Source organism: Streptomyces yamdrokensis (genome assembly GCF_053890455.1).
In genome coordinates, this window is sequence record NZ_CM132679.1 from 5434697 (window position 1) to 5449069 (window position 14373).

Here is a 14373-nt window from a genome sequence, read left to right on the forward strand (position 1 = left end):
CGCAGGTCGTAGGTCCGAAGGCCGAGCGCGGTACGGCCAAAACTCGGTGGGCAGGGTCGGTGGCGATCCGTAGGCTCGCTGCCGATGGCCACCACACTCCCGCCCCCGCCCCCGCCCCTCGAAACGCGCGAAGCGTCCTCCACGGTCCGTACGTTGTTGCGTCTGTGGCCGTATGTGAGGCCCGTGCGGGCGCGGTTGCTGACCGCCGCCGTCATCGCGATCCTCGCCTCGTGCATCGGCCTGGTCATCCCGCTGGTCCTGAAGTGGATGGTGGACGGCCCGATCGCCGACCGGGATCCGGCGGGTGTGTGGCTCGGCGCGCTGTACCTGCTGCTGCTCGGGCTCGCGGAGGCGCTGCTGTTCGGGCTCCGGCGGTGGCTGGTGGCGCGTCCGCTGGCGGGCGTCGAGGCGGGGATGCGGGCGGGCCTGTACCGGCGTCTGCAGCGGCTGCCGGTGGCGTTCCACGACCGGTGGCCGTCGGGGCAGTTGCTGTCCCGGGGGACCACGGATCTGATGCTGGTGCGCATGTTCCTGGCCTTCCCGCTGACGTTTCTCCTGGTCAACGGGGTGACGATCCTCGTCGGCGTGATCATCATGCTGGTCCAGGACTGGGCTCTGGGACTGGTCGTCCTGATTCCCGTCGTGCCGGTGGTGGTCACCTGCCTGATCTTCGAGAAGCGGTACTCCAGGGCGTCGCGGCTCGGGCAGGACCAGGTCGGCGATCTGACGACGGTCGTCGAGGAGAGCGTGCTCGGCATCCGCGTCATCAAGGGGTTCGGACGGCACCGCAGCCAGGCCCGGGTGTTCCGGAAGCTGTCCGAGGATCTGCGCGGGACGGAACTGCGCAAGGCCCGGCTGCTCGGCGCCATCATGAGCGTCATCGTGACGTTCCCGGAACTGGCCATCGGCACGACCCTGGTGCTGGGGACCATGCGGGTGGCCGACGGGGACCTGTCCGCGGGCACCCTGGTGGCGTTCCTGTCGACGGCCCTGGCGCTGCGCTGGCCCGTGGACTCGATCGGCTTCCTGCTGGCGATGAGCCAGGAGGCGGCGACCGCGACCGAGCGGTACTTCGAGGTGATGGACACCGAGGAGGAGGAGCCGGGCCCCCACGGCGCACGGACGCCGGCCGCCCCCGCGGGCGACGACGGGCTGCGCTTCCACGAGGTCACCTTCCGCTACCCCGACGCCCCTTTTGGGTCCCCGCCCGTCCTGGACCGGGTCGACCTGCACATCCGTCCGGGCGAGTCGATGGCCCTGGTCGGCGCGACCGGCAGCGGCAAGACCACGCTCACCGCCCTGGTCCCCCGGCTGCACGAGGCGACCTCGGGGCGGATCACCCTCGACGGCACGGACATCACCGCGCTGTCCCGCGAGGAGCTGCGGTGCAGGGTCTCCGTCGCGTTCGAGGAACCGACCCTGTTCTCGGCCGCGGTGGCGGAGAACGTGCTGATGGGTGCCGGGGCCGCCGCGGGGAAGGACGAGCTGGAGCGGGCGCTGGGCGTGGCGCAGGCCGACTTCGTGCACGCGCTGCCGCAGGGCACCGACACCCAGGTCGGCGAGCAGGGGCTGAGCCTGTCCGGCGGGCAGCGACAGCGTCTCGCGCTGGCCCGCGCGGTGGTCGGCCGGCCCGACTTCCTGGTGCTGGACGACCCGCTGTCCGCGCTCGACGTGCACACGGAGGCCGCGGTCGAGGCGGCCCTGCGCCGGGTGCTCGCGGACACCACGGCCCTGATCGTGGCGCACCGCCCGTCCACGGTCCTGCTGGCCGACCGCGTCGCCCTGCTCTCCGGCGGCCGGATCACGGCGGTCGGCACCCACCACGAACTGCTGCGCACCAACGCCGAGTACGCCCGCCTGATGGCCGGCGACCCGGTGGGACAGAAGGAGGAGCAGCGATGACGGCGGCCCCCACCACGCCCGTCCGCGACGGGGACGACAAGAACGACAAGGACGGCGAACCGTCGGTTCCGGCGGCCGGCGACCCCTTCGACCGGGACGTCCTGCCCACCCCGCCGGGAGCCAGCGGTGTCCTGCTGCGCTCCCTGCTGGCACCGATGCCCGGCCGGGTCGCCCTGACGGCGCTTCTGCTGCTGCTCCAGCAGGCGGCGGTGCAGGCGGGCCCGCTGCTGGTGGCGTACGCGATCGACCGGGGCGTACCCGCGTTCCGGTCCGCCGACCACGGGCCGCTGATCGCGGTGGCGGTGGGCTATCTGCTGTGCGCGGCCTCGGGCGGCGTGCTGCAGTACGCGTTCATCGCCGCCGCCGCCCGGGTCAGCCAGGACGTGCTGCTGGATCTGCGCGGCCGCATCTTCCGGCACGCGCAGGCGCTCAGCGTCGACTTCCACGAGCGCTACACCTCGGGCCGGCTCATCTCCCGCTCCACCACGGACGTCGAGTCGCTGCGGGAACTGCTGGAGGAGGGCCTGCAGGAGCTGGTGACGGTCCTCGTGTCCTGCGTCTACATCGCGGTGCTGCTGCTCTGGCTGGACCTCGGGCTCGGCGCGGTGGCGGTGGCGTCCTTCGTCCCGCTGTACGCACTCGTACGGTCCTACCGGCGGCGGGTCTTCGAGGTGTACCGGCAGCGGTCCACGGCGATCGCCGCGGTGATCGTGAAGTTCGTCGAGACGATGAACGGCATCCGTCCGGTGCGCGCCTTCCGCCGCGAGTCCGCCAACGACGACGCGTTCCGGGAGCTGAACCGGCGGCACGAGCGGGCCAACGGCGACGCGCTCCTCGAGATGGCCCGCTATGTGGTCGGCTCCCGGGTGACCGCCAACACCACGGTCGCGCTGGCCGTCCTGTGGGGCGCCCACCGGGTGGCGGAGGGGACGCTCGCGCTCGGTGTGCTGGCGGCGGCGGTGCTGTATCTGCGGCGGCTGTACGACCCGATCGACCGGCTGGGCATGTTCCTGAACGCGTACCAGTCGGCGGCGGCCTCACTGGAGAAGATCGCCGGTCTGCTGGCGCAGGTCCCGTCCGTGCCGGAGCCCGCGGCGCCCCGCGAGCTGCCGGAGCCGCGGTCGGAGCACCCCGGCCGCGAGGTCGTCTTCGACGGCGTCCGCTTCGCGTACCGCACCGGCGGCGAGGTGCTGCCCCGCTTCGACCTCACCCTCCCCGCCGGGCAGACCGTCGCCGTGGTCGGCTCGACCGGTGCCGGCAAGTCGACACTGGCCAAGCTGCTCGCCCGTTTCTACGACCCCACCGAAGGCCGGGTCCTGCTCGACGACGTCGACCTGCGCGACCTGCCGGGGCCCGAGCTGCGGCGCGGTGTGGTCATGGTGACGCAGGAGGCGTTCCTGTTCTCCGGCACGGTGGCCGACAACATCGCCCTCGGCCGCCCGGAGGCCGGCCGCGCGGAGATCGAGCAGGCGGCGAAGGAGATCGGCGCGCACGACTTCATCACCTCCCTCCCGGACGGCTACGACACCGACGTACGCAAACGCGGCGGCCGCATCTCGGCCGGCCAGCGCCAACTCGTAGCTTTCGCAAGGGCGTTGCTGGCCGATCCCGCCGTACTGATCCTGGACGAGGCGACCAGCTCACTGGACATCCCCGGCGAGCGCGCGGTGCAGCGCGCGATGGCGACGGTGCTGAAGGGCCGTACGGCGGTCGTCATCGCCCACCGCCTGTCCACCGTGGAGATCGCGGACCGCGTCCTGGTGATGGAACACGGCCGCATCGTGGAGGACGGCCCCCCGGCCGAACTCGTCGCGGGCACAGGCCGCTTCGCGGACCTGCACCGGGCGTGGCGGGACAGCCTGGCGTAACGCGCGAGCGGTTCCGGTGCGAGGTACGGCACCGGGGCCGTTGTCGTCGGTCGCCGTGCCGTGTCTGCCGGAGGGGGCGGCCCCGGGCCCTCGGCCGGGTGTGATGGACCGCACCGGGCCGGTTGCCGTTAGTCGCCGTTAACCTGCTGCCATGACCGTACATCTCGAAGTCGCCGAGGGCGTCGGCACGCTGCGCCTGGACCGCCCGCCCATGAACGCGCTGGACGTCGCCACGCAGGACCGGCTGAAGGAACTCGCCGAGGAGATCGCACGCCGCGACGACGTGCGTGCCGTGGTGATCCACGGCGGGGAGAAGGTGTTCGCGGCGGGCGCGGACATCAAGGAGATGCAGGCGATGGACCACACCGCGATGGTCCTGCGCGCCCGCGCCCTGCAGGACTCCTTCACCGCCGTGGCCCGCATCCCCAAGCCGGTGGTGGCCGCGGTGACCGGCTACGCGCTCGGCGGGGGCTGCGAACTCGCGCTCTGCGCGGACTTCCGCATCGCCGGGGAGAACGCCAAGCTGGGCCAGCCCGAGATCCTGCTCGGACTGATTCCGGGGGCCGGCGGCACCCAGCGTCTGGCCCGCCTCATCGGCCCGTCCAGGGCCAAGGACCTCATCTTCACGGGCCGTCAGGTGAGGGCCGACGAGGCGCTGGCGCTGGGTCTGGTGGACCGGGTGGTGCCCGCCGCCGAGGTCTACGAGCAGGCGCACGCGTGGGCCGCGAAACTCGCGAAGGGTCCCGCGATCGCCCTGCGCGCGGCCAAGGAGGCGGTCGACGCCGGTCTGGAGACCGACATCGACACCGGCCTCACCGTCGAACGCACCTGGTTCGCGGCCCTGTTCGCCACCGAGGACCGCGAGCGGGGGATGCGCAGCTTCGTGGAGGACGGCCCCGGCAAGGCGAGGTTCCTGTGAACCCTCCTACGGGGTCTTGCGGTTGACGCGATGTCTGATCCGAGTCCCTCGATGGGGTGGTTTATGGGTGCCTTGACGCACCCTTAAGCCTGTCGTGTCGAGGGATCCTGTCGATTGCCGCACAGCGAGCCGTCTCCGCAGGCCGAGCGGACCGTCGGCACCTTCTAAGTGTCAGGGGCATATGCCGCCGGGCTGTCCCGCGGTGGGGCGTACGGGGGGCGCATTCCGCCGGAACGGCCCCGGACGCCCCGTCGGACGTCCATGATGGGGGCATGGCGGGGCTGGATGGCAGGGAACAGCCGCGGGGAGACGGACGTGCGACCGCGTCGCGCTGGTCGCCGACGGTCGAGGACGAACACGCCCAGAAAGTACTGGAGTTGTTCGGCGATCCGTCACAGGCGGAGGTCCCGCTGCCGTCCCGTCCGGAGTCCGCGGCCACCGCCCGCCGGCTCACCCAGGTCGTGGTCCTGCGCCACTGGGGCCTCGGGGCGGCGATCACCGAGGACGCAGTCCTCCTCGTCTCCGAGCTCGTCGGCAACGCGGTGCGCCACACCGGCGCCCGCGTCTTCGGCCTCCGGCTGCGCCGTCGCCCCCGCTGGATCCGAGTCGAGGTCCGCGACCCGTCCCGCGGCCTGCCCTGCCTCATGCCGGTCCAGGAACTCGACGTCAGCGGCCGTGGCCTCTTCCTCGTCGACGCCCTTGCCGACCGCTGGGGCGTCGACCTCCTGCCCCGGGGCAAGACGACCTGGTTCGACATGCGCATCACCGACGGCTGAGCCGAAGCACCGGCAGCGGAGCGGGAGTTCCGGCAGGGGAGCGGGAGCGTCGGCCGCCGGGCTCTCAGGGGTCCTTGCACTGTGAGCGCCCGATGAGGTCGCGTGGTCCGGTGCCGGGGGTACCGCCCACGCCTTTCAGGCAGTGGGGGAGCATCGCGAGGCGCCACAGAGCCCTGGTGGCGGAGCCACCAGGGCTCTGTGGCAACGCGGCGAGGCGCGGTGCCGGGCCGCGCGACCCGGGCGGGCATGGTGCAAGGACCCCTCAGGCGCTGCCCACTCCTCCAGGACGGCGCGGTCGGGGAAACCGGCGACATCGGTGTCCACGGGGTCGTCGGTGTACTGGTGAAAGCGCCATGGCGCCTTGATGCGTGGAAATGTCAACTTCTGACCGTCGAAGGTTTGCGACTGGTGCGATCTCACACGCCACAACGTCCTCTTGGAGTCCCTCAGATGTCTTCTCCTCGCCATGTATTGATCATCTGGTACGAGTGAACTACCCGCAGGCGACGTGCGTTGGCGCGTCGACGACCCGGGGCGCGGTCGCTCCGGGCGCTGCGCAGAACCCGTTGGGGGTTTGGTCCGGTGGGAGTCTCAGTGAGCCATGGGGCCGCGAACGCACTGCTCCTTCGTGTGCAGGGGCCGCTGGAGGTGAGGGACACCGACGGTCCCGTCGACGTCGGTCCTCCGCGGCGCTGCCTGCTTCTGCCGCGGTTGCTCCTGGAAGCCGGCCGGCCCGTTCTCCCCATTCGGCTGCCTGTCGGCCCGCCCGGCCCGGCAGTCCGGCGACAAGGTGTGGCCACGTCCGACGCCGTTGACCACGGGTGGCTTACGTGCCACGCGCGGGGGACGAGGCCCTGATGAAAGGAGCCACGTGTTGACGACTGGCGGTGCGCTGCGTACGCGCGCCGAATGGCATGCTTCCCGGACGGAGAACCTCTGCACCCGCGGGGCGCGCTTCGTCACCGGCCCGGACATCGCCCGCATCTCCCGGGCCCTCGCCCTGGAGCCCTGGCATGTCACGCAGACCGCGCCCGCGACCGCCGACGATCCGACCGGGATCGTCACGGACGGCGGCCGGCGCCGGGTGAACCTCCGCCTCGCGAACGGCTCGCACGGCTGCGTCTTCCTGCTGCGCACCTCCGGTGGCCTCGGCCACTGCGGACTCGGTGACCTCGCTCCCGTCTCGTGCCGGGCGTACCCCGCCCACCTGGGGGACGGCACCGCCCCGGCCCCGGCGGCGGATGCCGAGCAGACCGGTGCCACGACGTCCGGTGCCACGCCGCCCGGCGGGCCCCGGCGGTGGACCGAGAAAGACCTCGACCAGAAGCTGCTGGCGGAGGTCAGGAACGACTGGACGGCGGACCGCGACCACTGGTTCGAGGTCGTCAAGCGGTGGAACGCCCTGGCCGCCGAGTACGAAGGCGCCAAGCCGGCCGACGACGAACCAGGCATCCGCGACTTCCAGCGCTACCTCCTGGAGGCGTACGCCGCCCGCGAGGCGGGCACGGCCTGGCCCGGGGAGGCGACGTCGTGAACGGAAGCGGAGTCAATGTCGCCGGATGCGCCACCTGCACGGGCGACTGCTGCCGGAGGTACAAGGTGGGCGTCACCGCCGCCGACATGCGCAGGGTCGCCGCCGGAACCGCGCTGCACCCCGAGGAGTTCATCACCCTGCTCAAGGACGACACGGGATTCAAGCTGGTTCCCGAGGGGCCGACCCTCGACCTCTATCTCGTGCGCAGGCCGGAGACCGGCGGCTGCGTGTTCCTGATGGAGATCGACTCGGGCAAGGCCCGCTGCGGTGTCTACGCCCACCGCCCCCTGGTGTGCAGCAACTTCCCGACCACCCTCGAACGGGGCGCGGTCGGCATCCGACAGGACACCGTCTGCGGACCGGACTCGTGGAATCTCGCCGCCATGGAACTGACCACGTACCGGCGTGACCTCGAACGCAACCGGGAGGCATGGGCGGAGCACCGGCGCCTGACCCGGAAGTGGAACGCCGCCGTGGAGCGGGGCAAGCGGGAGCGCACCGCCCGGGAGCTCTACGACTTCCTGCTCGGCCCCGACCGGACCGGCCGATGAGACCGCAGAGAAACGAGCGGCTGGACGAGCGGCTGGACGAACGGCTGAGCGAACCTCGCGGTGTCCGGCGCGACGACCTGGCCGGGCCCGGCGGGCCGGAGGCCCCCTCCGCACCGCTCGACCGGCTCCTCGCCGCCTCCGTCGCCCGGCGGTTCTACCTCGGCAACCAGTCGAAGGTGGAGATCGCCAAGGAGTTCGACATCAGCCGCTTCAAGGTGGCCCGCCTCCTGGACGCGGCGGTGGCCCACGACATCGTGCGGATCGACATCACCGTCCCGGCCGAGATCGACGCCCAGCTCGGGCAGGCACTGGCGGAGCGGTTCGGACTCCGGCACGCCGTCGTCGTCGACCTGACGGACGGCGAGGACGAGGAGGGTGGCGGGGCGCGCCCGGCGGGCCGGCACCGGGTCAGCCGCTGGCTCGGCACGGCGGCGGCCCAACTGCTCTCGGAGACCGCCGAGGAGGGCGACGTCATCGGGCTGGACGGCAGCCCCGAGGTGGACGCGCTCAGCGAGGCGGTCAACCGGCTGCCGACGTGCGACGTCGTCCAGCTGACCGGAGTGCACGGACCGGACCTCGCCCGCGATCCCGCGGTCGCGGCGGTCCGCCGCACCGCCGCGGCCGGTGGCGGCCCCGCCTTCCCCCTCTACACCCCCTTCGCCCTGCCGGACGCCGCGACCGCGGCGGTCCTCAGGAGCCAGCCGGCCATCGCCGGAACGGTGCACCGCTTCGGCCGGATCACCCGGGCCGTCTTCGGCATCGGCGCGTGGGGTCCCGGCCTGTCGACGATGTACGACGCCCTGGGCGACGCGGAACGCGAGACGTACCGGGCGTCCGGCGCGTGCGCGGATGTGGCCGGCCACGTCCTCGACGCGTCCGGCGAGGTGATCCACACGGAGCTGGGCGCCCGCATGATCTGCGCGAGTGCCGCCGAACTCCGTGCCGTGCCCGAGCTGATCGGCGTCTCGGGCGGTGCGCGGAGCGCCGAGGCGATCCGCGCCGTCCTGAAGGCCGGCCTGCTCACCTCGGTCGTCACCGACACGACGACCGCCCGCCGTCTGCTGGGGCACGACGGCACGGACGACACGGCGCGGACGGTCTCGTCGTCCCGAACCACCGAATGAGGACAGCAATGACCCAGCAGGGCACCGGGAGTGCCGTCGCCGTGAGCGGGCCGACGGCGTCGGAGGGCACGGGCACGGGCGGGGGCCCGGACGGGGGCACGGGCACGGGCACGGGCGCGGAGCTTCCGCCCGTGCCCGACGACATCCGTGAGGCCGGCCGGCTCGCCCCGGACCACTGGCTGGGGGTCGTCGACCCGATGTGGTCCGGTCGGGAGCGGCCGCCACAGTGGGCGATGCCCGGCCGCTGGCGGTCCGACCCCGACGGCGAGATCGTCGAGTGGGAGGAGAACCCCGACTACCGGCCGTCCCCCCTCGCGCTCGGCTGGCCCGAACCGGAGGACGAGGTGGACCACGCCGTCCAGCTCGCCTCGACCGGCTACGGGCCCGGCGAGGCGGTGACGGCCGCGCTCGTGGGCCGTGAGGTCGCCGTGCTGACCGGACCGGACGGCGGTCCGCTGAGCGCCGCGACCCCGGAGAAAACCCCCGTCGTACCGGTGTTCACCTCGCCCGCGTTCCTGCACACCGCGGGGCGCCTGGCCTTCGAACTCGTCGGCGTCGCCGACCTCGTGTCGCGGATTCCCGAGGGGCACGCGCTCTATCTGAACCCCTCGGCCGCGGTGGGCATGCTGCTGGACGTCGACGCCGTACGCGACGCGGTCCGATCGGGCACGGAGGACGGAGCGGACGTACGCGAGTCGTCCGGAGAGCGGCAGAACGGTGTGCGGCAGCGGACCGCGCGGGTGCTGACCGAGGCCGTTCACCCGGTACGGGGGACGGACGCGTGAGCCGCTGGTCGTCCGTCGTCCCGCGCCGCGGCGGCAGGTCCGGTACGGGGCGCGGAACCCGGCGTCCCGCCGCCGAGCCGCACGGCGGCGCCAAAGACCAGGGGGCCGTCGGTGCCCCGCCCGTCGAGGACGTCGACGGCGTCCTGCTGGTCCGCTCGGTCGACGACGACTCCTTCCCGCTGGACACCCTGCTCGAAGTGGCGGGCGCCGTCGGCACGGAGGAGGACGTCGTCACGGTGATCGTCGGCTCCGCCGCCGGAGGCGGACCCGCCGGTGCCGAGCACTGGGCGCGGCTCGGCGCCCTGCTGGACACCCTTCGCTCGCAGGGCACCGACCGGGTCCGGCTCGTCATGCCCGGCGCCGGGGACGACCGGCCCGAGCGGCCCAGCGTCGCCCGCCGGATCGCCGACGCCTGGGAACTGGAGGTCATCGCCCCGGACGGGACCGTACTGGTCACCCCCGGCGGCGTGCTCTTCGTCCACGGCACCGCCCGCCCCGGACCCGGATGGTGGCGGTTCGCGCCCGGTGTGGCACCCCGCAGGCTGGGCCCGCGCGCCCCCGCGCCCGCCTGGCAGGAGGCGCTGGGCCGGGTGCCCGTGCGCACCACCGGCGGCTGCGTGGTGGACCGGATACCGGCGGGCGTGGTGATCCGCCCGGCGGAGGCCCCCGGCCCGGCCCCCGACGACCTGTGCTTCGCGGTGCCCGTCGACTTCGAACGTCCCACGGTCCTGGTCGGCGCCCCGCAGGCGGAGGACGTCGCGGCCGACGAGGTGGCTGCCGTCCTCGCGACCCTGCCCGTGGCCCAGCGCTCCCGTGTCCGGCTCGCGCCGGGCGGCCGGCGCGACCTGCTGCGGCTCGGCCAGTCCGTCGCCGACCTGCTGGGAGCCGAGATCGAGGTGCTCACCGGCCTGCCGCTGATCGCCGACCACGCACCGCCCGGAGCGGACCCCCGGCCGACCCTGGTAGGACGGGACGGCAGGCCGAGCTGGCAGCCGTTCGTGTCCGCGGTGGTCTGCGGGCCCACCGACGCCGAGGGCCGTACGCCCGCTCCCCGGCCGGTGGCCACCCACATGCCCGACTGGATCCTCGGCGGCACCGAACCGGGGACCGTACGGCTGACGGACCGCTGGCAGGCCACCGTCACCCGGGCCGGACTCGCCCTGTGGGCACAGGACGGCCCGCGTCCCGGGCCGGTGGGCCCGGCCGTGGACCCGGAGGTGTGCGCCATCGAACTGGGCATGCCGGGGCAGCCGTTGGACGGCTCCCTGCTGCCCGCACTGTCCCGGCTGTTGCGCGGTCTCGGCGCCGACACCCGGGCGCGGACCACCCTGCTGGTGCGCGGCCGGCTCGTGGGCGGTGACGGCGAACTGCGCCGGCTGGCCGCCGAACACGGCGTGCCGGGCATCCGCTACGTCACCGCCGCACGCCGCACGGGTGCCGGTACCGCGGCCCGCCGCCCCGGTACGGCCGAGGCCGGTGCGCCCGCCGGGGCGCCCGGGGAACGTGCCTCTGTCGCGGCGGCGGCACCCCCGCCGGACCTCCGGCTCACCTCCCTGCCGGCACCGCCGCCGGCCGGACGCCGGCCCGGGACCGGGACGGAGAGCGGCCAAGTGGCAACAGCCGCAGCGGCCGCCGCTTCGACCGTGGCTCCGGCGAGCGGCAGGCCGCCCGGCCGCCCCGCCGCCAAGTCGTCGCGCGCGCCCGAGGGCCCACGGGTGGGCGGGGGCACGGGTCGTTCCGGTGGCACTCCTGGACGTACGACGCCGGAAACCGGCCCGAACGGCGACACCGGGACCGGAACGGCAGAAGCTGACAGCAAGTCGGTCGTCCCGTCCGGTGGTTCGGAGGCCGGTGACGGTGGGGTCCGCGGTGGTGGCGGGTCCGGATCGGTGGCGGGTCCGGGTGACCGCGGGGCGTCCGTGGCCGGCGCGGCGCCGGACACCGGGACCGGCGGGGATGTCGGGGTTCTGTCCGGGGGGCGGGTGTCGGAGGTCGAGCCGGCTGTCCCGTCCGGTGGTTCGGAGGCCGGTGACGGTGGGGTCCGCGGTGGTGGCGGGTCCGGATCGGTGGCGGGTCCGGGTGACCGCGGGGCGTCCGTGGCCGGCGCGGCGTCGGACACCGGGACCGGCGGGAGTACTGGGGCCCTGACCGGAGAGCCGGCGCCGGAGGCCAAGCCAACTGTCCCGTCCGTTGGTTCAAGCCCCGGGGGCGTGCCTGGACCTGGACCTGCGGCTGGGCCAAAGGCCCGTACGGCGTCCCGGGCCGGTGCGGCGGCGGACGCCGGTTCCGGCAGCGGTGCCGGGAGGGAAGGGCCGGGGGACGACGCCAAGACGGCAGTCCCGTCCGGTGGTTCACCGACCGGTGCGGGGGCCCGTACGGCGTCGGAACCCGAGGCCGGTGACGGCAGCCGGACCGTACCCCCAGGGCTCGACGCCGAGGGCACGGACACGGACACGGGCACGGACACCGGCACGGGCACGGACACCGGCACGGGTGCGGACACCGGCGAGGCATCGCACGGCGCCCGAACCGGTCGCAGGGCGCCGCGAGCCGAGGCGCGGCCGGCGACCGGGACCGGGATCCCCGGCACCCCGGCCCCGCAGGCCGCCCCGATGCCGGGTACCGCGTCTGCCCCCGCCACCCCGAGGCCCTCGCCCCGCCAAGCGCGTTCCGCGCACCTCCCCTTCGTCCCCGGGCATGTCAGCGGGGCCGCCGAGCGGGCCGCGTTCCGGGAGTTCGCGGCGGGGGCCTGGGAAGCGCACGCCGCCGCGGTCTCCCGGCTGCTCACCCGGATGCCCGCGCTGCGCGGCCACGAACTGGAGGCCGCGCGGATCGATCTCGTCGCGGCGCACGCCTACCTCACCACCGAGGAGGGGCCGTTGCACCCTCGCGAGCTGATCCGGGACCTGCACTCCGGCGAGGGGCGCCTGCTGCCCTACGCCGGCTGCCTGGCGTCCGCCCTGCGGCGGCTGCCCTCCTATCGCGGAGTGGCACTGCGCGGCGGGGACCCCGCCGGGCCCGAGCCCGGGGTCGGCACGCTGCTGCAGGACCCCGGCCCGGTCAGCGCGCTGGCCGGAACCCCGGCTCTCCCCGCCGGGGCCGCCGTACGGTACGCGATCTGGTCCGTCACCGGCCGCAAGGTACGGCAACTGATCGACCGGCCCACCGGGTCCGCGCAGACGAACGAAGAGATCGTCTTCGTGCCGGGGACCGGCTTCCGGGTGCTGGGGGTACGGACCGTGCCCGCAGGCCCCTCGGTGGTGCTCCTCCGTGAGCTCCCCGGGAACGCGACCGCCTACATGGACGGGTCGGAGGAACTGAGCGGACTGGACCTGAAGGCGCTCGCGCACCTCGAGGAGGCGCTCTCCAAGGAGAACCGCGTCGGCGGGGGCCGGGGCTGGCCGGAGCGCTGCACCGGGCCCGTGGGCCAGGACGGGTAGCGACGGGCGAGGGTGACGCGGGGGGAAGCGCTCCGCCCGGTCAGCCCGCGGCCCGGGCAGCCCAAGGACAGAGAGCACCACCGATCACGTACACAGTCCAAGGAGAATGATGACAAGCAGCCAGAACCGGTCGTCCCCGGACGGGCCGGAGCGAGAACCCCAGGCCACGGGCGGTTCTTCCGTCCGCCGGGCGGTGTCCCTGGGCCCGGCCGCGGCCGACCCGGGCGCGATGCTGGTGCCCGCCGCACGGCCGTCCGCCGCCCCGGCGAGCGGTACGGGCGCCAATGAGAGAAACGAAAGCGACAAGAGCGAGGCGCCACCCGCGCAGTCCGCCGCGGTGGGCGCCACGAGCGCCACGGGCGCCACGGCCGCAGAACCGGCCACGACGGCCGCCCCCTCCTCCTCCACCACCGCGACGACCGCGGTCACGGCGGCCACCGCCGGCCCGGCCGCCGCGCTCGGCGCGCAGCCGCAGGCGCAGGCACGCGCGCAGGCGGCCCCGGAGGCCGAGGGTTCGGCGCGCGGCATGGCGGCAGCCGGTGGCGCGGCGGGCGCCGCCGGTGCGGCTGCCGCGGGCGGGGCGGGTGAACCGCCGTCCGGCAAACCGAAGAAGCCGCTGCTCGCCGCCGCCGGTATCGCCGGCGCCGTCCTGCTCGCCGTGCCGCTGCTGATCTGGGCCACGGACGACGGCAAGACGAAGAAGGACAGTGTGGAGGTGGCCGCAGGCTCCGACACCCTGCTCGACGAGGAGCCTCTGGACGTGCCGAAGGGCGCGTACGCCCCGGCCGAGCCCTCGCCGGAGCCGTCGGCCGAGAAGTCCACGGCCAAGCCGACCCCCGTCGTCAAGGCCCCCGTGCCGGTGCTGACGTCGGCGCCGCCCCGTGAGCCGGTCGAGAAGAAGGAGACGGAGAAGAAGCAGACGGAGAAGAAGGCGGAGACGGCCAAGACGGCGGAGGCCGAGAAGGTCGAGGAGAACCCGCCGCCCAAGCTCCCGGCGAACACCGCCGGGGCCGCCGTCCAGCGTCTCGCCGCGTCGAACCCGGGCCGGCACATCTGCTACCGCGCCTATGTCAAGGACACCGGCTGGCAGAGCCCGCGGTGCGACGGAGCCGTCGCGGGCGGCACGGGCAAGGGCATCAAGGCCCTGAACATCGCGGTGTCGGGGACCAAGGGCATGTCCGCCAACGAGTTCATCCAGAAGGACGGATGGACGACCAAGTGGGAGAGCGCGGCCAACGGTATCGGCCTGGTCCTGGGAAGCTCCAGGCAGAGCGCGCCGAACCTCAGCGGCTTCGCCATCGACGTCGGCGGGGGCCACGTCTGCCAGAACCACCGCGTCGGCGGGCACGACTGGGGAGGCCTGGCGTGCGACACGGTCGACCCGTGGGTCTTCGGCGGATCGACGGAGCCGCACCTCTGGCTGGAATCCGTCCGCTTCACCGTGTGAGCGGGGGGTGAGGGGTCCGACAGGCAG

The 14373-nt window shown here is 74.0% G+C and carries 10 protein-coding genes; all 10 read left to right on the top strand.

Annotated elements, in window-relative coordinates:
- The first annotated feature begins 84 nt into the window (after positions 1 to 84).
- The 10 genes from ACWZEH_RS24375 (at position 85) to ACWZEH_RS24420 (ending at position 14346) form a co-directional block, all read left to right on the top strand.
- Positions 85 to 1902: an ABC transporter ATP-binding protein gene (locus ACWZEH_RS24375; RefSeq protein WP_456193238.1), complete on the top strand. Its 1818-nt coding sequence runs from the start codon at positions 85 to 87 to the stop codon at positions 1900 to 1902.
- On the top strand, positions 1899 to 3770 hold the full coding sequence (locus tag ACWZEH_RS24380; protein ID WP_456193239.1) for an ABC transporter ATP-binding protein: 1872 nt from the start codon (positions 1899 to 1901) through the stop codon (positions 3768 to 3770). Before ACWZEH_RS24375 ends, ACWZEH_RS24380 begins: the two co-directional genes overlap by 4 nt.
- A gap of 151 nt (positions 3771 to 3921) precedes the next feature.
- Complete coding sequence (locus ACWZEH_RS24385; protein ID WP_456193240.1) at positions 3922 to 4689, top strand: enoyl-CoA hydratase/isomerase family protein; 768 nt, start codon at positions 3922 to 3924, stop codon at positions 4687 to 4689.
- A gap of 272 nt (positions 4690 to 4961) precedes the next feature.
- Positions 4962 to 5465, top strand: a complete 504-nt coding sequence (locus ACWZEH_RS24390) for an ATP-binding protein (RefSeq protein WP_456193241.1) — start codon at positions 4962 to 4964, stop codon at positions 5463 to 5465.
- 871 nt (positions 5466 to 6336) lie between these two features.
- A complete protein-coding gene (locus tag ACWZEH_RS24395) occupies positions 6337 to 6999 on the top strand; it encodes a hypothetical protein (RefSeq protein WP_456193242.1) in 663 nt (220 codons plus the stop codon).
- Positions 6996 to 7550, top strand: coding sequence for a YkgJ family cysteine cluster protein (locus tag ACWZEH_RS24400; protein ID WP_456193243.1), 555 nt, complete (start codon positions 6996 to 6998; stop codon positions 7548 to 7550). The genes ACWZEH_RS24395 and ACWZEH_RS24400 overlap by 4 nt, the downstream gene beginning before the upstream one ends.
- Positions 7547 to 8674 (top strand): sugar-binding transcriptional regulator, encoded by a 1128-nt coding sequence (locus ACWZEH_RS24405; RefSeq protein WP_456193244.1) that lies wholly within the window; start codon positions 7547 to 7549, stop codon positions 8672 to 8674. Before ACWZEH_RS24400 ends, ACWZEH_RS24405 begins: the two co-directional genes overlap by 4 nt.
- A gap of 8 nt (positions 8675 to 8682) precedes the next feature.
- Positions 8683 to 9459, top strand: a complete 777-nt coding sequence (locus tag ACWZEH_RS24410) for a type VII secretion system-associated protein (protein ID WP_456193245.1) — start codon at positions 8683 to 8685, stop codon at positions 9457 to 9459.
- Positions 9456 to 12899, top strand: coding sequence for a hypothetical protein (locus ACWZEH_RS24415; RefSeq protein WP_456193246.1), 3444 nt, complete (start codon positions 9456 to 9458; stop codon positions 12897 to 12899). The genes ACWZEH_RS24410 and ACWZEH_RS24415 overlap by 4 nt, the downstream gene beginning before the upstream one ends.
- Before the next feature lie 109 nt (positions 12900 to 13008).
- The gene (locus tag ACWZEH_RS24420; protein ID WP_456193247.1) at positions 13009 to 14346 is read left to right on the top strand and encodes a hypothetical protein; all 1338 of its coding nucleotides are present in this window, start codon (positions 13009 to 13011) and stop codon (positions 14344 to 14346) included.
- Positions 14347 to 14373: the final 27 nt, after the last annotated feature.